The organism is Kyrpidia tusciae DSM 2912, from assembly GCF_000092905.1.
Lineage (GTDB): Bacteria > Bacillota > Bacilli > Kyrpidiales > Kyrpidiaceae > Kyrpidia > Kyrpidia tusciae.
Map to the genome: position 1 here is coordinate 722,950 of NC_014098.1, position 24,728 is coordinate 747,677.

A 24,728-nucleotide genomic window follows, 5' to 3' on the forward strand; every position below is an offset into this window, starting at 1 on the left:
GGGGTGAGTCGACGAGCCGCCAGGGAAAAGGTGTTGCAGGCATTGGTCGCCGTGGATCTCGGCGGCACCGACGCTGAAGAAGCGCTGGAACAGGTGTGGCGGCTGCGGGGTGACGAGGAGGCCGAAGGGGATCCGAGCCCGGAAGACGCGGATTTTGCCCGAGGACTGTTATTCGGCACCCTTGAGGAAGGACGCCGTGTCGACGGCGTTCTTCGGACGTACAGCACGGGATGGGACCTGGATCGCATGGCTTCAGTGGATCGGAATGTCCTTCGCCTCGCTGTTTATGAATTGCTCCATGTCCCGGCAACCCCGGTGAGCGTAGTGATGAATGAAGCGGTGGAACTGGCCAAACGGTACAGCACGGAAGAGTCCGGCCGGTTTGTCAACGGCGTTTTGGCCCGGATTGTCGCCCATCTTGAGGAACTCAGGACTCGGGTGGGGGAGTGAACCTCCTTTGGACGAGTGCTATGTTCTGGGGATCGACACAAGCAATTACACCACTTCCGTCTGTGTCTTAGACGGGTCGGGCGCCGTTCGATTCGACGGCCGCCTTCTGTTGGACGTCAAACGAGGGGAACGAGGGCTCCGGCAATCGGAAGCCCTTTTTCAACATGTCCGTCACCTTCCTGAACTCGCGGAGGAGATGGCAAGAAAAGGGGTCGATCTCAAGAAAACGGCGGCCGTGGCCGCCAGTGTCCGGCCTCGTCCTGCTCCAGATTCCTATATGCCCGTGTTTTTGGCCGGGGAGGGACTCGGCCGGAGTTTGGCGGCTGGGTTGCAGGTCCCCTTTTATGCTGTCAGCCACCAAGAGGGCCACTTGGCGGCCGCCGAGGCCGATGTGGGGGATGTGCCCGCAGCGTCGTTTTTAGCCGCCCATGTGTCCGGGGGCACCACGGATATTCTGAGGGTCGAGCGCAAACCCGGGGGTTACCGCATCGACACCCTGGGCCAGAGCATGGATCTTCACGCTGGACAACTGATCGACCGGGTTGGCGTGGCCCTGGGCCTGCCCTTTCCCGCCGGACCTGCTCTGGAGCGATTGGCGCAGTCGCTGGCGGGGGGCGATAGCGGCGGGATCGCACTGCCGGTTTTCGTTCGGGGATGCTCCATCAGTTTCTCCGGGCCCCAGACCCGGGCGCTGCGGTGGATTGCGGATGGGGCCTCTCCGGCCCAAGTGGCGATGGCGGTGCAGCGGTGTGTGGCCCGGGCGCTGGAAAAGGCGCTCCTTCATGCCCTGGCCGAGCATGAGGAGCGGCATATTCTGATGGTGGGCGGAGTGGCGTCGAACGCGTGGATTCGCCATCGCCTCACCCATCGGCTCTCTCACCCCGCCGTCGGGGCGGTGCTCCACTGGGCCGGGCCGGAGTATTCCCGGGACAACGCCCGGGGGGTGGCTCGGCTGGGATTGGCCGCTTTTCGGGAAGAGCTGAATTCGGTATAATGAGGTCGGCATTTTTCGGCTGCGCGAGGAGGAAAGCCAATGACGGAAAAAGAAGAACTGACCCAGGAGCAACAGGAATTATTTGACGTTACGATCATCGGGGGAGGGCCCACCGGACTGTTTGCGGCATTTTATGCGGGCGTTAGGGACTTAAAGGTGAAGATTATCGACAGCTTGCCCCAGTTGGGCGGTCAGCTCGCGGAGTTGTATCCGGAAAAATATATTTATGATGTTGGAGGATTTCCCAAAGTCCGCGCCAAGGAATTGGTGGAGCGGCTGGTGGAGCAGGCGTTTCAATACCATCCCGAAGTCTGTTTAAATGAGCAGGTTCAGGATTTGCGGAAACGAGAGGACGGGGTGTTCGAGCTGCACACGGGGCAGCGGGTGCATCTCAGCCGGTCCGTGGTGATCACCGCCGGGATCGGCTCTTTCACCCCTCGCCCGTTGCCCGCGGAAGGGGCTTCGGCCTTTGAAGGGCGGGGAATCTACTATTATATTGATAATCTTGAAAGGTTTCGCGGTCTGTCGGTGTTGGTGATCGGCGGCGGGGATTCGGCGGTGGATTTTGCTTTGATGCTTCAGCCGGTGGCTTCCCGGGTGATCTTGATCCATCGCCGGGACCAGTTCCGTGCCCACGAGGACAGTGTGAAAAAACTGTTTACTTCCGGCGTAGAAGTGAAGACATTTTACGAGCTGAAGAAGCTGCACGGGGATGAAACGTTGACGGGAGCCACCATTGTTCACAATAAGACCGGCGAAACGGAATATGTGGAAGTTCAGGCGGTCGTCTCAGGACTCGGCTTTTCGGCTTCCCTCGGGCCGATCCTCAACTGGGGACTGGAGATGGAAGACAACGCCATTGTCGTGAACACCAAGATGGAGACCAATATTCCCGGCGTATACGCAGCCGGGGATATTGTCACGTATCCCGGAAAGCTCAAACTGATTGCCACGGGATTCGGGGAGGCGCCTACGGCAATCAACAACGCGAAGACCTATCTGGATCCCCGGGCAAAACTGTTCCCGGGACACAGCAGCAGCCGGAAAGAATAAGCTCCGTCCGAGAGAGAGGGAAGCGGAGCAAGGGCGCAGGATTGTTACTCGGGACACGGATGAAAAGATCGGCGGGGCGAAGGAGGCGTGGGACTTGTCGGCGCAGATTCTTGACGGGAAACAATTGGCAGCCGCCCTTCGCCAGGAGATTCGGCGGGATGTTGAGGAGTTGCGGGCCAGGTGGGGGATTGTGCCGGGGCTTGCCGTCCTCCTCGTGGGGGATGATCCGGCTTCCCAGAGTTATGTGCGGGGAAAACAAAAGGCGAGTACAGAAGTGGGGATCCACTCGGTGGTGGAACGCCTTCCCGCCGATCTATCGGAACGGACGCTCCTCGAGAGAATCGATCATTATAACGAGGATCCGTCGATTCACGGGATTCTCGTGCAACTGCCGCTTCCGCCTCAGATAGCCGAGGATCGCGTGATCACGAGGATTTCGCCCACTAAAGATGTGGACGGATTTCACCCGTGGAATGTCGGGCGCTTGTACAGTGGAGGGGAAGGCTTTGTTCCCTGCACTCCGGCGGGGATCCTGGAGATGATCCGCCGAAACCGAATCGAAATCTCCGGTGCCCACGCGGTGGTGGTGGGGCGCAGTGGGATCGTCGGGAAACCCGTGGCCCAACTCCTCCTGCGGGAGAATGCAACAGTCACGATCTGCCACTCAAAAACGAAAAATCTGGAGTTTTACACGAAGCAGGCGGACATTCTGGTGGCGGCCGTCGGCCGGCCGGGGTTGATCACGGCGGACATGATCAAGCCAGGTGCTGCGGTGATCGACGTGGGAATCACCCGAGTGGACGGCCGCTTGGTGGGCGATGTCGATTTTGAGGCGGTTAAGGAGCGGGCGGGATGGATTACACCGGTGCCCGGGGGCGTGGGCCCGATGACCATTGCGATGCTCCTTTACAACACGCTTTGGAGTGCAAAACGGATGGGGAATGTCCAATGACCGAAACCGGTGCCAAAGCCCTCACTGTTTCGGAATTGACCGCCTATGTCCGCGAGTTACTGGAACGGGACGAACTGCTTCAGGAAGTTTGGGTGATGGGCGAGATTTCGAATTTCACCCACCATTCCAGTGGGCATATGTATTTTTCTCTCAAGGACGCGGGAAGCCGGATTCGGGCGGTGATGTTTGCCAGCCGAAATCGCAAGCTGATTTTTCGGCCCGAGGAGGGCATGAAAGTCGTGGCCCGGGGGCGGGTGGCCGTCTTTGACCGGGACGGGACGTACCAATTGTATGTGGAAGAAATGCAGCCCGAAGGGGTCGGCTCTCTGTACCTGGCGTTTTTGCAAACCCGGGATCGACTGCAAAAGGAAGGGTTATTCGATCGAGAGCGAAAAAGGCCCCTGCCGGCCTTCCCCCGGGTGGTGGGGGTGATCACCTCCACCGAGGGGGCGGCGATCCGGGACATCGCGACAACGTTGCGCAGGCGGTACCCTCTGGCCCGGGTGGTGATTTTCCCGGCGTTGGTGCAGGGCCCCGGGGCGCCCGCTTCTTTGGCGGAGGCACTGGCGACGGCCTGTGCCTACGGGGAGTTGGACGTGATTATCATCGGCCGGGGAGGGGGCTCACCGGAGGAGTTGTGGGCCTTTAATGACGAGTCCTTGGCCCGGGCCATCGCCGCAGCCCCCGTTCCTGTCGTGTCGGCGGTCGGGCATGAGACCGATTTCACCATTGCCGATTACGTGGCGGATGTCCGGGCGCCGACCCCCACGGCGGCGGCAGAACTCGTGGCTCCCCACGTGCTTGAGTTGCGCCGGCGGGTGGAGGAAGCTCGGAGGGCGTTGGTGGATGCCCTGGTGCGGCGGGTGCAGGGCGATCGTCAACGGTTGGAACACCTGTTGGGGCGACCCGGCCTGCGCCGGCCGGAGCAGTGGATTCAATGGCGCCGACAAACGGTGGACGGTTTACACACCCGACTCGGTCAGGCGGCGTGGAAATCGGTTTTCCGAAGGAAGGAAGCTTTGATCCGCTTGACGGATATCCTCGGCCGACACAGTCCCAAGGAACAGATTCAGCGGTCCCAAAACCGGTTGGAAACGCAAAAACAGAAGCTTCAGTTTGCCGTGTGGACCGGATGGCAGAGGGCGGTTCATCGGTTCGAGCGGCAGGTGGACAAGCTGGAGGCCTTGAGCCCTTTGGCGGTCATGCGCCGGGGATGGAGTTTGGTATACCGACCGGATCGCAGGGAGTTGGTTCGGAACATTTCCCAGCTTGCCCCCGGAGACAACGTCCATGTGCGGCTGACAGGGGGGTGGGCGGACTGTCAAGTCTGGGGTATCGAGGAGGGGTCTGAAGATGGCGGAGGAGCGACAACCGCTAAAGAAGGAAGTGCCCCAAAGCGGGGGCGAGGCGGGACCCGAGGAACCGGCCAGTTTTGAAGATGCGATGGAGCGGCTGGAACAGGTGGTGCGGGAGTTGGAGAGCGGAGAACTGTCTTTGGAACGGTCGATCGTACGGTTTCAGGAAGGCATGATGTTGGCCAAGTGGTGCCGGGACCAGCTGGATCAGGCGGAGCAGCGAATCGAAGTGGTCTTGCAACAGGAGGGCGGGGGATGGGAAAGCCGTCCCTTTGAACCCCGGCCCGGGGAGGATGAGTGATCGCCCAGTGGAACGAGAGCTTCGGGAATTCTGGGAGGCGGGCGCCCGGGCGGTAGATGATGCCCTGGATGCCCTGATCCCACCCGGGAAAGGGGCCGGGCGGCTGCACGAGGCGATGCGCTACAGTCTTTTTGCCGGCGGGAAGCGGCTTCGGCCTCTGCTCGCCATGGCTGCTTGCGAAGGGGCGGGAGGCAGCCTGCGGGAGGCTCTGCCGGCGGCTTGTGCCCTGGAACTGGTGCATACGTATTCATTGATTCACGATGACCTTCCGGCCATGGACGACGATGATTATCGCCGGGGCAGGCCGACGAACCACCGGGTGTTTGGCGAAGCTATGGCGGTACTCGCGGGGGACGCGCTGCTGACCCTCGCTTTTGGCGTTCTCGCCAAAGCTCCGCTGCCCGCGACAACCCGGATCCGGCTGGTGGATGAGTTGGCGGAGGCTTCGGGAAAGGACGGAATGGTCGGGGGTCAGGCGCTGGATATCGAAGCCACGGGCGCCGACGGCCAGCCGGACCCCGAACTTTTGCGAGACCTGCATCGCAAAAAAACGGGGGCGCTCATCATCGCCTCTCTCCGCATGGGAGGATTGTGTGCCGGAGCTGACGAGTCGCTTCTGGATCGTTTGTCAGCCTACGGGCAGGCTGTGGGGCTCGCGTATCAGATCGTGGACGACCTCCTGGATGTGGGTGGGGATGCCCGACGGATCGGCAAGGCCGTGGGGCGGGATGCGGCGCTGAACAAACTGACCTGGCCAGGGGTGTACGGAGTGGATCGGTCCCGGGAGGACGTGCGGCGATTGACCAAGGAAGCCATCGCCCATCTCCATGGGTTGCCAGGGGATACCCGCCACCTCGCTGATTTGGCAAGGTATTTGGCCGACCGGGACCGGTGAGGGAAGGGCCAAGTGGATCCGCGGCCCTGAGGAAGAGTCTGCCGGCGGGTGGGACGGCACGTTGGGAAACGGTTCATTGAGACGCCCGGTTCGGCGTGCTATAATGCTGTCAGTTTTATGGGGTTTTGATCTTCGGGAAAGAAGGCGGTCTCTGTGTTGTTGGACCGTGTGAACGGCCCGGCCGATCTCAAGGCGATGTCTCTGGCGGAACTCCGGCAGTTGGCGGCGGAGATACGCCGGTTTCTGATTCAACAACTCTCGGTGACCGGGGGGCACTTCGGCCCGAATCTCGGCGTGGTGGAGCTGACCCTCGCGTTGCACCGGGTTTTTGACAGCCCCCGGGACAAGATCATCTGGGACGTCGGGCACCAAGCGTACGTGCACAAGATTATCACCGGACGAAAAGAACGCTTCTCCACCCTGCGTCAATTCGGTGGACTGGCTGGCTTCCCCAAGCGCTCGGAAAGCCCCCACGACGCTTTTGGCACGGGTCACGCTTCGACGTCCATTTCCGCGGCCCTCGGGATGGCGGTGGCCAGGGATCTCAAGGGCGAGTCCCATCATGTGGTGGCTGTGATCGGCGACGGGGCCATGACCGGCGGCATGGCTTTTGAGGCGCTGAATCATGCCGGACACCTCGGGAAGCGCCTCATCGTCGTACTCAACGACAACGAGATGTCCATCGCGGAAAACGTTGGGGCGATGGCGGATTATTTGGCCAAACTGCGCACGGACCGGACCTATGCCAAGATGAAAAATGAAGTGGAGCATCTGCTGAAGCGCATTCCTTCCATCGGCGGCAAGGTGGCCCGGACGTTGGAGCGGGCGAAGGACAGTGTGAAATATTTTTGGGTGCCCGGGATGCTGTTTGAAGAGCTCGGCTTCACCTACTTTGGTCCGGTGGATGGCCACAATTTCACCGCTCTCACCACCATGTTGGAACGGGTCAAAGAATGCCCGGACCCCGTATTGCTGCACGTGGTTACTCAAAAGGGCAAGGGGTATGGTCGGGCTGAGCGGGCGCCGGACAAACTCCACAGCGTCACTCCGTTTAACCCCGAAACGGGCAAGGCGGAAAAAAGCTCTTCTTCCTCAGCACCCAGTTATACGGATGTTTTCGGGAATGCCATTGTGGAATTGGCGGAGCGAGATCCCCGCATCGTGGCCATCACCGCGGCCATGCCGGGGGGGACGGGTTTAACGAAGTTTGCCCGGCGTTTCCCGGACCGCTTTTTCGATGTCGGCATTGCGGAGCAGCACGCGGCGACGTTGTCCGCGGGATTGGCTGCCGCCGGGATGCGGCCTGTATTCGCGGTGTATTCCACATTTTTGCAGCGGGCTTATGACCAAGTGATTCACGATATTTGTATTCAAAATCTCCCGGTGGTTTTTGCGGTGGATCGGGCGGGGTTGGTCGGAGCGGACGGGGAGACCCACCAGGGCGCATTCGACGTGGCCTACCTCCGGACGGTGCCGAACATGACGATCATGATGCCCAAAGATGAGAATGAGCTGCGCCAGATGCTGTATACGGCCCTCCAACTGCCGGGACCGGTGGCGGTGCGGTATCCCCGGGGTGCAGCCCGGGGTGTCCCTCTGGATAAAGAGTGGCATGCCATTGCTATCGGTTCCTGGGAAGTGATTCGCCAAGGGGTTTCCCCGGTGGCGGTGGTGGCGATGGGACCGATGGTGGCCTTAGCCGAAGAGGCGGCGGATCGCCTGGCCGAGGAAGGCGTTGATCCCATGATCATCAACGCGCGATTTGTGAAACCGTTAGACGGGGATCTCCTCCTTCGCCTGGTCGGGGAGGGGTGGGCACTGGTGACGGTGGAGGAGACGGCCCTCGCAGGGGGGGTGGGCTCTGCGGTGCTGGAATGGCTGGCTGCCCACGGTCTCCATGGGGTCCCGGTGCGGTGTTTGGGGCTTCCCGACCAGTTTATCCCACACGGCGGACGGGGGGAGTTGCTCCGGGCCGTGGGTTTGACGGCAGAGGGAGTTGCGGATGCGGTGAAAGATGTTCTTCGGGCTGGCAGGGTGCCCCGGGCGGCGGCTCATTCCCCGGAAGGTTCGGATTTGCGCCTGGGCCAGGGCCGCCGTTAAAGGAGGAGTGCGATGTCGGATCGGGAAAGGGTGGATGTACTGCTCGTTCAACGGGGGCTGTTCCCCAGTCGCGAAAAGGCCCGGGCGGCGATTATGGCCGGACGGGTCTTTTCCCGAGGGCGGCGGATCGACAAGGCGGGGACCCCCGTCGGTCGGGATGAGCCGCTGGAGGTGCGGGGGGAAGACCATCCTTTCGTGGGCCGGGGCGGATTGAAGTTGGAGAAGGCGTTCCAGAAGTTTCCTATTTCTGTGGAGGGCCGGGTCGTACTGGATATCGGGGCCTCTACCGGGGGGTTTACCGACTGCTTGCTCCGCCACGGGGCCAGGGCGGTGTATGCCGTCGATGTGGGATACGGCCAACTGGACTGGCGACTGCGCAACGATGACCGCGTGATTCCGGTCGAACGGACGAACGCCCGCTATTTGAAGCGAGCGGACCTCCCTGGGCCCGATCCTGACCAGGCGGTCATGGACGTTTCGTTCATTTCCGTTCGGCTGATCCTTCCGGTTTTATCGAAGCTTCTCCCGGACGGGGCTGATGTGATCACTTTGGTGAAACCTCAGTTTGAAGCGGGAAGAGAATCGGTGGGGCGTGGCGGCATTGTCCGGGACCCGGCGGTGCACCGACGGGTTTTGCGGGAAGTGATGGAGGCGGCAGGAAACGACGGATTCGAGGTGAAAGGATTGACATTCTCGCCGATCACCGGAGGGGATGGAAACATCGAATTTCTCCTATATCTGCGGCGAAAGTCGGAGGACGGTCTGCCAGATGGGAGGTGGCGGGAGGAGATTCCGGTGGTGGTGGAGGAAGCGCATCGGGTCCTGGGTCAAATCCGCCCAAAGGAGGGGGACCGGAGCTGATGCAATCGGTGGGTTTGGTGGTGAATTTGGACAAACCCCGGGCGGCGGAGATCGCCGACACACTTGTTCAGTGCATCCATGCCCGGGGGCGGGATGCCGTCTTGGATCCCAAGGCCGCCGAAGCCGTGCGGCGGCCGGACCTGGGGTTGGCGCTGGAGGCATTCCCGGGACGGGTAGACGTGGTGTTCATTCTCGGCGGCGATGGCACGTTTCTCGGGTACGCCCGGCGGTTTGCCCCTTTTGGCCTGCCACTCCTGGGTTTTAACCTCGGCCACCTCGGTTTTCTGTCCGAGGCGGAACCCGAGGATCTCGACCAAGCGGTGGACCGGGTGGTGCACGGCGACTACGAGCTCGAGCATCGAATGATGATCGAGGCGGACGTGCGCCGGGGCGGGTTGACGGTTCACCACTTCTTGGCCCTGAACGACATCACGGTGGGCAAGGGTGCCCTCGGTCGCATGGCTTCCCTGCGGGTCGAAGTGGATGGCCAATATGTGGATCAGTACGCGGGGGATGGGCTGATCGTTTCTACCCCCACGGGATCCACCGCCTACTCCCTTTCGTGTGGAGGTCCGATTGTGGCTCCCCAGGCCGAGGTGATGCTTTTGACCCCGATTTGTCCTCACACCCTGAGCACCCGTCCGATGATCGTTCCTGCCGATCGCAAGGTGCGAATTGAGGCCCGGGCGAACCACCAGGATCTGGGTCTCTCTGCGGACGGTCAAGTGTCGGTGCGCCTGCGGGTCGGGGATGAGGTTCTTGTGCAAAGATCGGCTCATTTCGCAACCCTGATTAAATGGCGGGAACGGCAATTCTTTGACGTCCTGCGCCAGAAGCTTCGGGGAGTGGAGGCGCAGTGATGAAAAATAAACGTTTGACGCACATTCGGGAGTTGGTGGCCGCCCGCTCCATCGAAACTCAGGAAGAACTGGTCCAAGCTTTGCGTGAAAGCGGGTTTCAGGTCACCCAGGCCACGGTATCCAGGGATATCAAAGAACTCCAACTGATCAAAGTTCCCACAGCCGATGGTCGGTACGTCTATGCGTTGCCGCCGGAACCGTCGGTGAACAACGAAGCCCGACTTCAGCGGATGCTGCCGGAGAGTTTCGTGTCCCTGGACCGGGCCGAGAACCTTATCGTGATGAAAACGCTTCCCGGGAATGCCCATGCTGTGGCCGCCCTGGTGGATGCGGTGGGATGGTCGGAGATTATGGGAACCATCGCCGGGGACGATACCATTCTGGTCATCTGCCGCTCCGCTGTACAGGCCGCGGCCGTCGAAGAACGATTCCGTCAGATGGTGTGACACCGCACTGCGAAAGGGGCGTGGGACGCTGTGCTGATGTCGCTGTCGGTGCGAAATTTTTTGTTGATTGATGAAGCCCACCTGGAATTTGAAACCGGGTTCCACGTGCTGACCGGGGAGACGGGGGCCGGGAAGTCGATCCTCCTCGACGCCCTCGGACTCATTCGCGGGGAGCGGGCCTCGGCGCAACAGGTTCGGGCTGGAGCGAAACAGGCGGTGGTGGAGGCGCTGTTTTCTACCGACGGCCGCCCAGAAGCCCTCCGGTGGCTGGAAGAGATGGGCTTCGAGCCAGCGGAGGAGATACTCCTGGTTCGGGAGGTTGGCCGCCAGGGTAAGAGCGTGTGCCGAATCAACGGCCGGACGGTCACCGTTCAAATGCTGCGGGATCTGGCCGCCCGTTTAATCGATGTGTACGGCCAGCATGAGCACCAGAGCCTCTTGCAGCCGGATCGGTACGCGCGAATGTTGGACGGTTATGGCGATGCATCCCATCAAACGCTGCTGGAGGAATACCGAAGGGCTCACGATCTTTTTACCCGGGCCGACGCCGACCTTCGGGCCGCTCAATTGGGGGAGGAGGAACGATTGCAGCGAATCGACTGGTTATTGTTCCAATTGGGAGAAATCCGGGATCTCTCACCCGCCCCCGGAGAGGAGGAAGAACTGGAGGCGGAACACAGGCGGTTGAGCCACGCTGGGCGGATCCTCGAAGACGCTTCCCGGGCGTACGAGATGTTGGATGAAGGTGGACAGGGAGTCGGAGCTGTCACCGATGTGGTGGCCGAGATTGTAGAAACGGTTGAAGGGCTGGTGAAATACGACCCGGGGCTCGCGGGTATACTCGAAATGTTACAGAGTGCCGCGGCCAACCTCAGTGAAGCGGCCCATGAACTGAGGCGTTATTTGGAAACTATTGAGGCAGATCCCCAGAAGCTTCAGTCCGTGCAAGAACGGCTTCACCAGTTGCGCCGGCTCATGCGAAAATACGGCGGTTCGGTGGAGTCAATTTTAGAATCCGCGGCAACAATGGAGAATGAGCTCTCTCGCCTTCGCAATTATGAAGCTGATTTGCAGGAACGATCAGAGGCCAGAATCCGGGCTTGGGAGGGAATGGTCAGCGCAGCCCGGCGCCTTTCCCTCAACCGTTTGGCCCTGGCGGAACGGATTCAAGGGAAAGTCCAGGAGCAGCTGAGGGAACTGGCGATGCCCCGCGCCCAGTTTCGGATCGAAGTGCGCTGGCTGGGCGAGACCGAGAAAGGATTTCGGTCCGACGGCGCGGATCAAGTGGAGTTCCTGTTTTCGGCCAATCCGGGCGAGCCACCGGCGCCGCTTTCAAAAGTGGCTTCGGGGGGTGAATTGTCCCGATTGATGCTCGCACTAAAAGTGGTCTTGGCGGATGCCGATGACGTTCCAACTTTGATTTTCGATGAAGTGGACGCTGGCATGAGCGGCCAGGCGGCGGTGGTGGTTGGGGAAAAATTGGTCCAGGTTGCTCGGCGCCGCCAAGTAATCTGTGTCACTCATTTACCCCAAATCGCGGCCATGGCCGATGGCCATCATCGCATCCGCAAGGAACAGACGGAGGAATCCACCCGGACAATCGTAGAAGTTCTGGAAGAGGCGGATCGGATTGAAGAAGTGGCCCGGATGTTGGCGGGTTCCGCGGCGACGGAGATCACTCGTCGCCAGGCCCGGGAGATGCTGGAGCGACGGCCGGTTGCGCCATCCAATTTCCGGTTGGGGTAAAGCGGGGGGAAAGGCCACATTGCACGCGGGGGCTCGCAGCTGTTAAGTAAAACTTAAATATTGATTGATATTCTTACCCATTTTTTGTAGAATTTGACCATGAAGGTTCCCATTGGAAAAGCCGCCAAAGAGTTGGGAGTGTCGCCGGAGACGTTGCGCCGCTGGGAAGCGGAAGGAAAGATCCGGGTGGAGCGGACACCTGGAGGTCACCGCCGGTATGACCTGCCAGCCTGCGCGGATGGTCCCGAAAGGAGCCGGAGCCCAAAGAGCGGATCACGCTCGCCTATGCCCGGGTCTCCAGCCACGACCAGAAAGCGGATTTGGAGAGGCAGGTGGAGTTGCTGGAGACCTTTTGCGCCGCGAACGGGTGGCGGCACGAAGTGATCCGCGACCTGGGTTCCGGGCTGAACTACCACAAACGGGGCCTGCGGGAACTCATTCGCCGGATCTGTTCCGGCGAAGTGGGCCGGTTGGTGGTCACCCACAAGGACCGCCTGCTTCGTTTCGGGTCGGAGTTGGTGTTCTCGCTCTGCGAGCATTTCGGCACGGAGGTGGTCATCAAGGGCGCCTCGGAAGAGGCGACCTTTGAGGAAGAGCTGGCGCAGGACGTGCTGGAGATCATCACGGTGTTTTCGGCCCGGTTGTACGGGAGCCGGAGCCGATCGATTAGAGACATCATGAAGACGTTGAGGGAGGCGGCCGATGCCATCCGTCCTGAAAATGCTTCTGGAAGTGGATGAACACACGGCGGCGATTCTGGACGGGCAGTCGCGAATCGCCAACTGGCTGTATAATCACCTTCTCGAAGAGGCGAACACCCTGCGGGAGAAGTTCCGGAGCACCCAGGACCCGGAAGCGGCCAAGGTGCTGTACACCGAACGCGGCTTGCGGGACCGGGTTCCGGCGCTGAAGAAGGAGCGCCCGTTCCTGCGGACGGTGTATTCGTCGGTGCTGAAGAACGCGGCCCTGCGGCTGAGCGGAGCGATCCGGAAATACCAGAAGGCCCGCCGCGAAAAGGGGGCATCGAGCGTCGGCTGGCCGAAGTTCCGGTCGTGGAAGCGGGAATGGTTCTCCCTGCAATACGACGAGCCGTGGAAGGGGTACCGGTTGGAGGGCCGGAAGCTGGAGGTGTCCCTGGGGAAGGTGCTGGACGAAGGAACGGGCAAAGAGAAGCAAGCCCAGGTGACGGCCCGGCTGGCGGAACCCTTGCCCGATTGGTTCGAGGCGGGAATGGTTCGCCAGCTTCGGATTGTCAAGGAAGGGAAGCTGTTTTACGCGGTCTTCACGGTCAGGCGGCCCGTGCCGGCCCGGCGGTCTGTGGGGCGGGTGATTGCGATTGACCCGAACCACAAGAACCTGGGCTACGGAGTGGGGACTGACGGGGTGGCGACGGAAATCCAAAACCCGTGGTTTCTCAAGATCCTGGACCGGCGAATCGACGAGCTAAAGTCCCTTCGGGACCGGTGCAAGAGGAAGTCCGTTCGGGTGGTGAGAGAAGATGGGACGGAGGCGTGGCTGCCTTCGCGGCGGTGGCGGAAGCTGAACGAGCGGCTGGACGAGCTGTGGCGGGTACGCCGAGAACAGACGAAGACGTACCTGCGGACGGTGGCCAACCGGCTGTACCGGGAGTACGACGGGGTGTTCGTGGGGGACTATACGCCGCAGGGCGGGGGAATCAGCCGGGGGATGCGCCGGGCGATGAACAACCGTCGCTGATCGGCAGATTCAAGAAAACCTTGAAGTGGACAGCAACCCGATCCGGGAAAGTGTACGGCGAGTGGGACGAAGACGGGTCCACCCGGACCTGCCACGTATGCGACTACAAAGTGCCGGAGGGGATTCCGCCGGAGGTTCGGGAGTGGACCTGTCCGGAGTGCGGGACGCACCACATCCGGGACGAGAATTCGTCGATCAACGGACTGGAACAAGTGCTGAAAAACTTGGAGGTGCCTGGCTCGGGCCGTCTGGGAGACAAAATAGTCGTTACGACCAGGCGGGCTTGGCGGTTCGACGGTCTAGGGATCCATGAGATGCCGGGGATTGTCGGCGGGCGGGTGGGAGATCACGCCGCTGGCCGCCAAGAAATCAAATGAGGGACATGACAGTCCCGAACCCAAATTCTGCGCAAAGTGAGATTTGTGTAGGTTTGGGAGAGCGGTGCCAGCTTTTTGGCGGGATAGACCCACAGGCCGGGCGGGCAGGTTATAAGCACGCACGGACGCCTAGTCTACGGTGGAGGTGCATCCAGGAAAGGGAGTGGAACGGCGTGGCACACCAGCGTCGGAAGTGGGTCGGTCTGCTATTGGCAACCCTGGTCGTCGTGACGTGCTTCTGTCCTCCGTTCAGCGGGTGGCTTCGTCTTCCTGATTCAATAGAAACCGTTGTGGGTTCGTCGGTGGCGGTGCAAGCCGGGGGACCCAGCCGTTTAGTGCCGGATGCGCAGAGCGCCATCGTCGTCCGGAACGGAACGGCAGGCATCTGGCAAGTCAATGGAACCCAACCGGGTCCGGCTCACATGCGTCTTGAGGTTTTCGGGATCCCTGTTCGACAAATGCGGGTTGACGTCCTGCCGGATTGGAAAGTGATCCCCGGCGGCCAATCCATCGGTGTCCGTCTGCGTTCAAAAGGGATCATGATCGTTGGGTACAATGTGATCCACACGGGCGAACGAGAAATTTCGCCCGGGGAACAGGCCAATATCAAAGTCGGGGACCGCATTGTCGAGATCGACGGCCACCCGGTGTCCACCGTTGAAGAGGCGGCGCAGAGGATTCGTCAAGCCGGCGAAGCGAACCGCGATCTCGATGTGACCTTGATCCGCCAGCGCCAATCCTTTCATGTCAAGGTGCACCCGGTGTACGATCGTGATCAGCGCACCTACCGAATCGGATTGTACATTCGGGATTCCGCCGCTGGCGTGGGCACCTTGACTTTCTACGACCCTGTGAATCACGTCTACGGCGCTTTGGGTCACGTCATCACCGACGTCGATACGGGACAGCCCATCGAGGTTGGCGAAGGGCAGGTGCTCAACTCCTCCATCACGTCCATTGACAAGGGGCAAAACGGACAGCCGGGAGAAAAACGAGGCCAAATGGTGGACGAACATCATGTGCTCGGCGACGTGAAGGAAAATTCATCATTTGGCATCTTTGGGCATATGGCCCATCCCCCGGATCACGGTCTCTACAATCAACCCATCCCCGTTGCCCCGGCGGATCAAGTTCACCCTGGCCCCGCTAAGATCCTGACGGTGATCGAGGGTCAGAAGGTCGAAGCCTTTAACATTGAAGTGGTCAGTGTCATGAAACAACGCTATCCGGCCATTAAGAGCATGGTTCTCAAAGTGACCGATCCCAGGCTACTGGCCAAAACCGGAGGCATTGTGCAAGGCATGTCCGGCAGCCCCATCCTGCAGGACGGCCGGCTGATCGGCGCCGTTACCCACGTGTTTATCAACGATCCCACCCAGGGGTACGGGGTTTTCGCCGAATGGATGATGCGGGAAGCGACAGGCCATGAGGCGCAAGACACCGTCTCTGCGGCCTGACTGATATGACCCCCGCAGGTTGTGCGGGGGTTCTTTCCTGCGGGCGCTGTTAACCGGTGCGGGCATTCAAGCGCAGACGATCTGCGACCATGGCGATGAATTCTGAATTCGTGGGTTTACTTTTCCCCATGTTGACGGTGTACCCGAACACCGAACCAATCGCGTCCACGTTACCCCTTCCCCAAGCGACCTCGATCGCATGTCGGATGGCCCGTTCCACCCGGGAAGGCGTGGTGTTATATTTCTCCGCGATTCGCGGGTAGAGAACCTTTGTTATGGATCCTAGAATCTCCACATCCTGATATACCATGGAAATCGCTTCTCTCAGGTATTGGTATCCTTTAATATGCGCGGGGACACCAATTTCATGGATGATCTGGGTGATGTCTGAATCTACGCTGCGTTTTCCCTGTCCTTGCCAGCCGCCTCCCCCCATCGACTGCGCACCGCTTGAGGCGCCTGGTGCAGAGCCGGTGCTGACCTGGCGAATGCGATTCGCAAGAATCTCCATATCAAAAGGTTTCAAAATGTAATAGGCGGCCCCGAGATCGACGGCTCGTTTTGTGATTCCTTCTTGACCGAAGGCTGTCAACATGATGAATTTCGGCATGTTTTCCCTTTCGAGGGGAGCCACTTTTTCCAAAACGCCAATTCCGTCCAATACAGGCATGATGATATCGAGAATCACCACATCGGGCTGAAGGGTTTCGATGCAGTCCACCACTTCTCGCCCGTTAAAAGCCAGCCCGATCACCTGCATATCCGGCAGGCTATCGATATAATCCTGAAGAAGCTGCGCGAACTCTTTGTTGTCATCGCCGATCAATACTCGAATAGGTGTCACGCTCCACCTGGCCACCCGACCAGGCACTACACCTCCTTCTATGACGGTCTGCCGACTCGGGAAGTGGACCTGCGCATCAAGGCAGGCGAACGCCGGGGGGGTCTTCTACAGGGGGCACATCGATAACCATTCGACGCCCGCCGGTGAGATCCTTCCCATGCGACAGGAAAATTTACCGCGTCAGAAATTTGCGGTTGACCGCAGGTGTTCCTTTATGTATGGTGAACATGCACGAAGGAGGTCGAAGCATGAGTGCGATGAGTCCGACGTACGACCCTTGGGAGGCGCTGTTGTCCCGGGATTCCCAGGGCGAGATCCGGCTGAGCAGCATCGAGGTCACGGTGACGGGCCGGTGTAATCTCCGCTGTGAACATTGCGCTGTGGGGGATACCTTGACCATTACAGAAGAGCGCCCGGATATCGGGCCTCTTTTGCGGCGGCTGGATCAGATCGATCATTTGACCACCCTCAGTATCACCGGCGGTGAACCCAGCTATGATCGCGAGTTGATCGAGTCCACCGTCCTTCCGCTGTTGCGCTATGCAAAGAATCGAGGCTGTCAAACACAAATCAACACAAACCTCACACTCGATGTGGATCGCTATCTCCTTATAGCGCCCTTCGTAGATGTCATGCATATTTCCTATAATTATTTGACGCCAGAGGATTTTGCGGTGCTGACCTTTGCGGGTCTTCGCCGACGGCCGGCCCCGAAAACCGCGGACACTCTGTTTCAGAGGCTGGAGGATAACACCCGACGACTGGCGGAAGAGGGGGTCTTCGTGTCGGCCGAGTCGATGATCAGCCCGCGGACTCAAGGAAGGCTGACGAAGATCCACCGCCGTCTCGCCGACCTGGGGGTTCGGCGGCATGAAATTCATCCCCTGTACCCCAGTGACTTCGCCCGGGAGTTGCCGTTGCTCGGCCTGGACGATTGGCGCGCCGAAGCCCTGGCGCTACTTGATGGACGAGATCCCCGGGTATGGATTCTGTTCGGAACCTTTCCCTTTTATCCGTGTAGCGACGACCCCCGGGACCGGGAACTTTTGGCGCGCATCGCCCGGGAGCCCGGGGTCACGGTGCGCAATGATCCGGATGGTCGAATCCGTCTCAATCTAAACCTCCTTGACGGCGGCATCTACGTGACCGATTTTGCCGACATGGGGCCGATCGGGAACTGGCACAGGGAGCCGATTCGGGACGCTTTCGAGCGATGGCGTGATCAATGGCGGTTCACCCGTTTCGGATGCCAATGCCCCCACGTTGGCTGTTTGGGCCCCAACGTTCTCGTGGCCGAGGCCTATTATCCCGGCGTTGATTTCCGCCGTCGCCGGGCTCCGGAGGAGAGCGGATGGCGGGGCCGGTATGCCATCACCGGGGTACCGGTCGGAGAGCGCGAATCAGGAAGGGGAGAAGGGAATCCAGCCAAAGTAGCTGATGGCTGTCTGAATGTCGATTCTCCCGCCCTGGGCTGAAGCCACCGCCACGGCGATTCGGACTCCGTGAATCTGTCGCGGTCTCACCTAACCACCTCGACTCATCCACCTTCCCTTTATCTTAGCACAGAGCTCGGTCCCGCAGGGCAGTGTCCTTTTTCCATCTTGCTCACCGCATACTGACTTTTTCCCGAAGGCACACTGAAAGGGGTCAAAGTCTCGCTGCGGGGAGGGACGAGCATGGAGAAAAAGCGAAGCGAACGGGGCCCGAGATTCCTGCGAGTGCCGGTGTCATTCGCTTTGATTGTCGCCCTCCTCGGCGGTGCTTGGTGGGCGGGAGGAGGCGTACAAAGCCCGGGGCCGGGGCACGTTCCCTCCCAACCGCCCCTGAGTCATACTCCATACAGCGCGGCTCAGATCGCATCCCGGGATGTGGCGGTGACCGCGTCCTTGACGGTTTCCCGGGCCAGAAAAGACATGGCCGATGCGGCGGCTGCCCTATTGTCATCCCCCGGACCCGGCGAGCGGACGGCGGTGTTGGCCGATCGGTTACTCCCAAGGAGGGGTTATCTGGGGGCCGTGTGGTTGCCGGCCGGCGGGCCGCCCGCCGCCACCGGGTCTTCCCTGTCTCCGACGTTGTTGCGGGAAGTGGAAAATGGCACCACCCAGTCATCCGCAGGGTGGTATGTAGGCCCGGCCCGGCAGGACGAGGCCGGCCGGCTCTACTCCCCCGCGGGGCTCCGGCTGGGCGGTGGACTTCTTGCGGTCACAATCTCGTTGGCGTCGGTGCACCGGGTGGCGGCGGAGTATGAGAAAAGCTTCGGTGCTCTGACAAGTCTTCATGCCCCGGGCGGGAGTCCCCAGGTCCTCACGAAAGGGAGCCCAGGATCTTTATCCTCCGCCCCGGGTGGGGTGGGAAGTTCCAAAGGGTTGGCTGGCAAAGACGTTATCCATACCCAATCGGCGGTGGATGGGACCGATTGGCATGTCCGTGGGGGCCAGGGAAGGCCCGCCCCCCGGGTCGTCCACCGGGATGGGGAATGGATCGTGCATTTTGGGCGAGTGCTCGGTACTCCGGAGCTAGAGGACCTTCAAAGGGCCTCGGGGGGCCGGGTCGTGAACCGGGACGGGCGAGGCGGATACGTATTTCGTTTCGCAAGGCCTTCGGACATGAACCGGGCGGCACCGCTCTTTCGCGCCAAAGGAGCCCGCTACATCGAACGCCACGGGGTTGCTCGGATCAACCGGACTCCGGATGATCCCTTATACCGACCCTATCAGTGGAACATGCCGATGATCGACGCGGAGAACGCCTGGCGCACGACCACCGGGGCACCGGGGATTGTAGTCGCCGTGGTGGACACCGGGGTCGACCGAGGGCACCCGGACCTTCAGGGCCAACTCCTCCCCGGTGCAAACCTGTTGGACCCCACCCGTCCCCCCGACGACGATAATGGTCACGGCACCCACGTGGCCGGGGTGATCGCCGCGTTGTCGAACAACGGAGAAGGGGTGGCCAGCCTCGACTGGCATGGGCGGGTCCTGCCCGTCAAGGTGTTGGATCAGGACGGTGCTGGCTCGGCTTTCGATGTGGCCCGGGGGATCATTTGGGCAACCGATCACGGAGCCCGGGTCATCAACCTCTCCCTGGGTCAAACCGAGGACTGTCAATACCTTCACGATGCCATCCGTTATGCAGCGGGCCGGGGAGTGCTGGTGGTGGCGGCCATGGGGAATGAAGGGACGGACACCCCCGAGTACCCCGCCGCCTATCCCGAGGTTCTGGCGGTCACTGCAGTAGACCCCGGCGGGGTCTTCGCCCCCTTCTCCAGCTACGGTGCCCACGCGGGTGTGGCGGCTCCGGGGGTCTCCATTGCCAGCACGTACGCGGGGGGACAATATGCCGCCCTCTCCGGGACTTCCATGGCCTCCCCTCACGTGGCGGGTCTGGCGGCGCTGATCTGGGCGCGCAGCCCGAATCTCACAGCCGACCAAGTACGAAACATCATTCAGCAAACGGCGGTAGACGGCGGTCCTCCCGGGCGGGATCCCCAGTACGGTTACGGGGTCATCAACGTCGGGGCGGCGGTTCGAAGCGTTCAGACCGGAGGAGGGTGGAGGAGTATCTTTCCGTGGTGGCCCTGAGGTCAGGACCGGTTTCGCACCGGTCGGCTCCGCCGCAGCCACCACAGGCCGATGGCGGTGACCGCGACAAGGGCCACCGCCGCCCAGAGGGTCCAGTGGTGCATCCAGCGCTCCACGACGTGCCAGCGGGGACCCAGCCACCGTCCGAGAAAAAGAAAGGTCAGCACCCACAAAGCCGCTCCGGCGTAGGCCCATTTTGCAAAACGGCGGAAGGCCATGCGCCCGACGCCGGCCACATAGGCGGCCACATGCCGAATCCCCGGGAAAAAATACGCGAAAAATAAGGCCCATCCTCCGTATTGATCCATCCACCGGGTCGCCCGGGCGAATTTTCCACTTTCCATGGCCCGGCGGAGCACCCGGTCGGCAATCCGGCGAAATACCCCCCGGCCCATGATGTAGCTCAACGTAATGCCCGAACAGCTCCCGAGAAAAGCGGAGGCAGCCGTACCCGGTAGATGAACGATGCCTTGCCAAGTCAAGAATCCGGCAAAGGTCAACAGCACCTCGTCGGGCACGGGGAGGCCAATGAGACCGGTGGCCAAGATCAAGGCCAGGGCCGCATATCCGTGGGCTGCGACAAATTGTAACAGATCGGTGCTGTGCAAGATTCCTCTCTCCGGTCGTCAGTCGTTGGAATGGGTGGAGTTATCGTCCACGGGGAGCACTCTCCAGTTTGCCAAGAGGTCCTGAAGTTTTGGGTCGACCACGTGCAGGCGGATCGTGGCGGCCTGTTCGGGAGTGGGTTCCCCGGGCTCGGTGAACAGTTTGTTCATGTCCTGGAGGATGCGCTCGACATCCAGCCCCATATACGCGGGGGTATAGGGCGAGAGATATGCAGAGGCTGTTCGCCACAATTTGCGGGCGCCACCCAGATTTCCGCCTTCGAGGTGGTAAAGGGACACCGCCGTTTGGATCAATCCCTTTAAAAACAGCGGCCGTCCTTCTTCAAGCCATAATTCTTCCCCGTATTCATGGCAATCGTAGAAGGCGCGCTCGACATTGAACAGGTGAATAAAATCGACAAAATGCCGGGGATAGTCGGTCATGGCTGTCCTCCGTCCGGGATCTTGCCCAAATTATACGGGATTCGCGCCGAGTTCGCACCTGGTTTTTTGCCGGCACTTTGGCAGATGGAGTTTTTTTCGTTACAATACGGTACAGGGGTATATCACGGGCCCATTTCCGCAGCCCCGAGGAGGGATTTGACAGTGGTTTATGACACCATCATTCTGGGCGGCGGTCCCGCCGGACTGTCCGCCGCCGTCTACGCCCTGCGTTCGGGTTTGAAAATGCTCCTGGTGGAACGCGGCCTGTACGGCGGGCAGATGCAAAACACCGAGGAGATCGAAAACTACCCCGGATTCACGTCGATTTTGGGGCCGGATCTGTCGGAGAAGATGCGGGAACACGCCGAGTCTCTCGGTCTTCAGACCGAGCGGGGCGAGGTGGAAAGCCTGGAGTTCGGCCCGCCCGTTCATCGCGTGCATCTGTCCGGAGGAGAGGTGCTGGAAACCAAGACGGTGATTATCGCCACGGGCTGTGAGCCGAAAAAGCTCGGAATCCCGGGGGAGAAGGAGTTCTCCGGCAGGGGGGTGTCCTACTGCGCGGTCTGCGATGGCGCCTTCTTCAAGAACAAAAACCTCTACGTAATCGGCGGTGGGGATTCGGCCTGCGAAGAAGGCGTGTATCTGACTCGCCACGCGGCCAAAGTGACCATTGTGCACCGCCGGGACAAACTGCGGGCACAGCCAGTCCTTCAGGAGCGAGCCAGGAGCAACGAGAAAATCTCGTTTTTGTTCAATCGTCGGCCGGTGGAGGTTCAGGGCGAGCGCAAAGTGGAACGCTTGGTTCTAGAGAACGCCGTGACGGGAGAACAAGAAACCGTGGAGGCGGACGGGATTTTCATCTACATTGGGCTCAAGCCCAACACCGAGTTTCTGAAAGGGACGCCGATCGTCAACGCGGAAGGGTGGATTCCCACTGATGATCGGTTTCGAACGGCGGTCCCCGGGGTGTTTGCGGCAGGGGATGTGCGGGAGACCTGGCTCCGCCAAGTGGTCACTGCCGTCGCCGAAGGGGCGATGGCCGCGATGTCGGCCTACTACTACGTGGAAGAGCAGTCGTGATCTGTGCTGCACCGCGAAGAATCGAACGGAATCTTTTCCGCCCTGTTGGGGTCCGGCCACGCCGGGCCCCTTTTTTCCTCGCGGCCTCCCGTTTTTCCGGGTCTCCAGGACCCTGGGTCGAGCCGGCCGTTGGCGGGTCATTCGCTTCCTCCCGGTTCCCCGTGTATAATGTGAGACAAGTGGTAAAATGTTCACCCGTTGTCTGGGTGGCGGGGAAGCGAGGGTTCCGGCGGAGCAGGTTATTCCCGATCCTTTCCCTCCGAGTCGGGGGGCAGGGCCATCAGGAAAAGCCATTCGAACAAAGAGACGGCCGCGATGAAAGCGGCGGTATGGATGGCGGAGGCCTTCAGGTCGACCGGGCGGATGTCGTCGAAATAATAGAGACGGCGCATATCCGGACTGAGGGATTGCTCCCACTGCCAGGTGCGGACGTCGCGGATAAAATACCCGACGGCGATCGCCACCAAGATGACGGTGACGATCAGAGAAACTTTGCGCACCATGGCCAATGCCTCCTTCGTCGGACGAACTCATCCCAACGATATCACGAAACTCCGGAAGATGCCATGGTCGGGCGGGGTGAGGGACATCGATGACGCCGGGGAAACGGGTGAAGCGGCTGCTGTGGCTCCTCGCTTTTCTGTTGCTGGTTGTGACGGGGTATTATGGCTTCGTTTTGACCAGATTTGTGTCCGGCGTCTCCGAAGGAGCGCCCCCAGGCATCTGGCCATCCGGGGACGTGCGGGTGTTGGTGCTCGGTGTGGACAACCGGGGCCAGGATCCTCATCCCCGGTCGGACACGATGCTGCTCCTGAGCATCCCCCAAGGAACCGGGGGAGTGACGGTGGGCTCCATTCTGAGGGATACTTGGGTGTCCATTCCCGGGGTGGGTCAGGAGAAGATCAATGCGGCCTACGCCGCAGGGGGGCCGGATTTGGCCAGGAAAACGGCGGAAGCGTGGCTGGGTCTAGACATTCCGTTCTACGCCGTGACAGATTTCGAAGGGTTTATCCACATCGTGGACGCCCTGGGCGGGGTGGACATCGATGTGGAAAAGCCGATGGATTACGTGGACGACGGGCGTTACGATATTCACTTAAAACCGGGACTTCAGCATCTCAACGGGGCTCAGGCTCTGGGATATGTGAGGTTTCGGCACGATGCCCTCGGGGATTACGCCCGCACCGAGCGACAAAGGAAGTTTGTGCAGGCCGTTATCCGCCAGATGATGCGCCCGCAGAACCTGGTGCGCTTCCCGAACGTTCTCGCCGCGGCCGAGCCTTATATTCGGACGAATCTCTCGCCGGGAGACCAACTTCGCCTGGGACTGTGCCTGTGGAGGGATCGGGGGCAGAGCATCACTCAGATTCAACTCCCGCCGGCGGATGCGTTTCGCGAGGGGTGGTCGTCAGATGGCCAGAGCATTCTCATTCCGGATACCCCGGCAGTGCGGCAGTACGTCCAGAAATATTTTCCTGGTAATTCACTCGGATCAAGTTTCGGTGGGACCCAGAGTCCGGCCTCTTCGGCACCGGTGACGGAACAGACACTCATGGGTCGGGTGAGTGGAGAGTGGGTGAACTTTCGCGCCGGCCCTGGGACCGATTATCCCACCCTCGGGCGGTTGGTACACGGTACGGGGTTCGAGGTATTGGATCGCCAGCCCGGTTGGCTTCACATCCGGCTCGGGGATGGCCGGGAGGGGTATGTGAGCGCCGCTTTTGTGCAGATCGACAATGCCCCACAGTGATAGAATGTTTCCGGTCGCAAGGTGCGCGGTGGCAAAAAAGCGGATGAATCGAGAGGAGTGGCGGACATGGACGGACGGAAAGTGGCGATTGTAACAGCAGCCAGCAAGGGGCTGGGGCGGGCGGTGGCGCTGGAGTTGGCCCAGGCGGGCAACGATCTCGTCATCGCCAGCCGGGATGCACAAAGAATCGAAGAGACCGCCCGGTGGATTCGAGAGCGGTCTGATGTGGAAGTCATCCCCGTCCAAGCGGACGTAGCTTCTGCCGGTGACATCGAGGAGGTGGTCCGCGCGGCGGCGGATCGGTGGGGCCGGGTGGATATCCTCATCAATAACGCGGGGGGGCCGCCGGCCGGGGCGTTCGAGCAGTTCGATGACAAGGCCTGGTATGCCGCCGTGGATTTGAACCTGATGAGTGTCGTGCGGGCCACCCGCCTGGTGATCCCGTACATGAGGCTCCAGGGCGGGGGGAGAATCATCAACCTTACCTCCACATCCGTCAAACAGCCCATCCCGAACCTCGTCCTTTCCAACACTGTCCGGGCGGCCGTGGCGGGGTTGACGAAGACGTTGTCCATCGAGCTGGCCCCTTATAACATCTTGGTCAATAACGTGGCCCCGGGGCGCATCGAAACGGATCGGGTTCGGGAGTTGGACCGGATCACTGCTGAGAAGACCGGAGAACCTGTGGACGAGGTCCGCAGGAGATGGGAAGATCAAATCCCCCTGGGCCGGTACGGCACTCCGGAAGAGTTTGCAAAAGTGGTCGCGTTTCTTTGTTCCCCGGCGGCGAGCTATCTGACCGGTTTGACCATTTCCGTTGACGGCGGATTGACGAAAAGTCTGTGATGAACAATCCGAAGG

General features: G+C 60.8%; 24 protein-coding genes and 1 pseudogene. 21 read left to right on the forward strand and 4 right to left on the reverse strand.

Annotated elements, in window-relative coordinates; genetic code table 11:
- Positions 1–3 precede the first annotated feature (3 nt).
- From nusB to spoIVB, 16 genes and pseudogenes are all read left to right on the forward strand, one after another.
- Positions 4–450, forward strand: a complete 447-nt coding sequence (gene nusB, locus BTUS_RS03710) for a transcription antitermination factor NusB (protein WP_013074787.1) — start codon at positions 4–6, stop codon at positions 448–450.
- Positions 451–457: 7 nt separating this feature from the next.
- On the forward strand, positions 458–1,444 hold the full coding sequence (locus BTUS_RS03715; RefSeq protein ID WP_013074788.1) for a tRNA (adenosine(37)-N6)-threonylcarbamoyltransferase complex transferase subunit TsaD: 987 nt from the start codon (positions 458–460) through the stop codon (positions 1,442–1,444).
- Positions 1,445–1,483: 39 nt separating this feature from the next.
- Positions 1,484–2,497, forward strand: a complete 1,014-nt coding sequence (locus BTUS_RS03720; protein ID WP_013074789.1) for an NAD(P)/FAD-dependent oxidoreductase — start codon at positions 1,484–1,486, stop codon at positions 2,495–2,497.
- A 94-nt stretch (positions 2,498–2,591) separates the two neighbouring features.
- Entirely contained in the window at positions 2,592–3,449 is an 858-nt protein-coding gene (folD, locus tag BTUS_RS03725; protein ID WP_013074790.1) for a bifunctional methylenetetrahydrofolate dehydrogenase/methenyltetrahydrofolate cyclohydrolase FolD, read from the forward strand.
- A complete protein-coding gene (gene xseA, locus BTUS_RS03730) occupies positions 3,446–4,885 on the forward strand; it encodes an exodeoxyribonuclease VII large subunit (RefSeq protein WP_013074791.1) in 1,440 nt (479 codons plus the stop codon). Before folD ends, xseA begins: the two co-directional genes overlap by 4 nt.
- Positions 4,803–5,105 carry an exodeoxyribonuclease VII small subunit gene (gene xseB, locus BTUS_RS03735; protein ID WP_123809220.1) on the forward strand — a complete coding sequence of 101 codons (303 nt, stop codon included), beginning with the start codon at positions 4,803–4,805 and terminating at the stop codon, positions 5,103–5,105. Before xseA ends, xseB begins: the two co-directional genes overlap by 83 nt.
- Positions 5,098–6,000 carry a polyprenyl synthetase family protein gene (locus BTUS_RS03740; RefSeq protein ID WP_041303682.1) on the forward strand — a complete coding sequence of 301 codons (903 nt, stop codon included), beginning with the start codon at positions 5,098–5,100 and terminating at the stop codon, positions 5,998–6,000. The genes xseB and BTUS_RS03740 overlap by 8 nt, the downstream gene beginning before the upstream one ends.
- Positions 6,001–6,153: 153 nt before the next feature.
- Positions 6,154–8,100 carry a 1-deoxy-D-xylulose-5-phosphate synthase gene (gene dxs / locus BTUS_RS03745; RefSeq protein ID WP_013074794.1) on the forward strand — a complete coding sequence of 649 codons (1,947 nt, stop codon included), beginning with the start codon at positions 6,154–6,156 and terminating at the stop codon, positions 8,098–8,100.
- Positions 8,101–8,112: 12 nt separating this feature from the next.
- Complete coding sequence (locus BTUS_RS03750; protein WP_013074795.1) at positions 8,113–8,961, forward strand: TlyA family RNA methyltransferase; 849 nt, start codon at positions 8,113–8,115, stop codon at positions 8,959–8,961.
- The gene (locus tag BTUS_RS03755; RefSeq protein ID WP_013074796.1) at positions 8,961–9,821 is read left to right on the forward strand and encodes an NAD(+)/NADH kinase; all 861 of its coding nucleotides are present in this window, start codon (positions 8,961–8,963) and stop codon (positions 9,819–9,821) included. The genes BTUS_RS03750 and BTUS_RS03755 overlap by 1 nt, the downstream gene beginning before the upstream one ends.
- Positions 9,821–10,267, forward strand: a complete 447-nt coding sequence (gene ahrC / locus BTUS_RS03760) for a transcriptional regulator AhrC/ArgR (protein WP_013074797.1) — start codon at positions 9,821–9,823, stop codon at positions 10,265–10,267. The genes BTUS_RS03755 and ahrC overlap by 1 nt, the downstream gene beginning before the upstream one ends.
- Before the next feature lie 36 nt (positions 10,268–10,303).
- Complete coding sequence (gene recN / locus BTUS_RS03765) at positions 10,304–12,013, forward strand: DNA repair protein RecN (RefSeq protein ID WP_013074798.1); 1,710 nt, start codon at positions 10,304–10,306, stop codon at positions 12,011–12,013.
- Positions 12,014–12,106: 93 nt separating this feature from the next.
- Positions 12,107–12,753 (forward strand): annotated as a pseudogene (locus tag BTUS_RS03770) (IS607 family transposase).
- Positions 12,716–13,729, forward strand: a complete 1,014-nt coding sequence (locus tag BTUS_RS03775; RefSeq protein ID WP_245543359.1) for an RNA-guided endonuclease InsQ/TnpB family protein — start codon at positions 12,716–12,718, stop codon at positions 13,727–13,729. The pseudogene BTUS_RS03770 and the gene BTUS_RS03775 overlap by 38 nt, the downstream one beginning before the upstream one ends.
- A gap of 20 nt (positions 13,730–13,749) precedes the next feature.
- Positions 13,750–14,106 (forward strand): transposase, encoded by a 357-nt coding sequence (locus tag BTUS_RS18775; protein ID WP_245543360.1) that lies wholly within the window; start codon positions 13,750–13,752, stop codon positions 14,104–14,106.
- A 173-nt stretch (positions 14,107–14,279) separates the two neighbouring features.
- Positions 14,280–15,563 carry a SpoIVB peptidase gene (spoIVB, locus tag BTUS_RS03780; protein WP_013074799.1) on the forward strand — a complete coding sequence of 428 codons (1,284 nt, stop codon included), beginning with the start codon at positions 14,280–14,282 and terminating at the stop codon, positions 15,561–15,563.
- 49 nt (positions 15,564–15,612) lie between these two features.
- On the opposite strand, the gene spo0A is transcribed toward spoIVB, so the two are convergent.
- Positions 15,613–16,407: a sporulation transcription factor Spo0A gene (spo0A, locus tag BTUS_RS03785; protein ID WP_041304884.1), complete on the reverse strand. Its 795-nt coding sequence runs from the start codon at positions 16,405–16,407 to the stop codon at positions 15,613–15,615.
- A gap of 248 nt (positions 16,408–16,655) precedes the next feature.
- On the opposite strand from spo0A, the gene yfkAB reads away from it, so the two are divergent.
- Positions 16,656–17,882, forward strand: a complete 1,227-nt coding sequence (gene yfkAB, locus BTUS_RS03790) for a radical SAM/CxCxxxxC motif protein YfkAB (RefSeq protein WP_013074801.1) — start codon at positions 16,656–16,658, stop codon at positions 17,880–17,882.
- A 201-nt stretch (positions 17,883–18,083) separates the two neighbouring features.
- Positions 18,084–19,988, forward strand: a complete 1,905-nt coding sequence (locus BTUS_RS16650) for a S8 family peptidase (RefSeq protein WP_013074802.1) — start codon at positions 18,084–18,086, stop codon at positions 19,986–19,988.
- A gap of 2 nt (positions 19,989–19,990) precedes the next feature.
- Here the strand turns inward: BTUS_RS16650 and BTUS_RS03800 are convergent, their stop codons facing one another.
- Both BTUS_RS03800 and BTUS_RS03805 read right to left on the reverse strand, forming a co-directional pair.
- Positions 19,991–20,596, reverse strand: a complete 606-nt coding sequence (locus tag BTUS_RS03800; RefSeq protein WP_013074803.1) for a DedA family protein — start codon at positions 20,594–20,596, stop codon at positions 19,991–19,993.
- 18 nt (positions 20,597–20,614) lie between these two features.
- Entirely contained in the window at positions 20,615–21,037 is a 423-nt protein-coding gene (locus tag BTUS_RS03805; protein WP_013074804.1) for a DUF309 domain-containing protein, read from the reverse strand.
- 162 nt (positions 21,038–21,199) lie between these two features.
- Between BTUS_RS03805 and trxB the strand changes: the two genes are divergently transcribed.
- Positions 21,200–22,117, forward strand: a complete 918-nt coding sequence (gene trxB / locus BTUS_RS03810) for a thioredoxin-disulfide reductase (RefSeq protein WP_013074805.1) — start codon at positions 21,200–21,202, stop codon at positions 22,115–22,117.
- Positions 22,118–22,356: 239 nt separating this feature from the next.
- Here trxB and BTUS_RS03815 read toward each other — a convergent pair whose 3' ends face one another.
- A complete protein-coding gene (locus tag BTUS_RS03815; protein ID WP_013074806.1) occupies positions 22,357–22,620 on the reverse strand; it encodes a hypothetical protein in 264 nt (87 codons plus the stop codon).
- An 89-nt stretch (positions 22,621–22,709) separates the two neighbouring features.
- Between BTUS_RS03815 and BTUS_RS03820 the strand changes: the two genes are divergently transcribed.
- Together BTUS_RS03820 and BTUS_RS03825 are read left to right on the forward strand one after the other, a co-directional pair.
- Entirely contained in the window at positions 22,710–23,867 is a 1,158-nt protein-coding gene (locus BTUS_RS03820) for an LCP family protein (protein WP_013074807.1), read from the forward strand.
- Positions 23,868–23,933: 66 nt separating this feature from the next.
- Positions 23,934–24,713 carry an SDR family oxidoreductase gene (locus BTUS_RS03825; RefSeq protein ID WP_013074808.1) on the forward strand — a complete coding sequence of 260 codons (780 nt, stop codon included), beginning with the start codon at positions 23,934–23,936 and terminating at the stop codon, positions 24,711–24,713.
- The last annotated feature ends 15 nt before the right edge of the window (positions 24,714–24,728 follow it).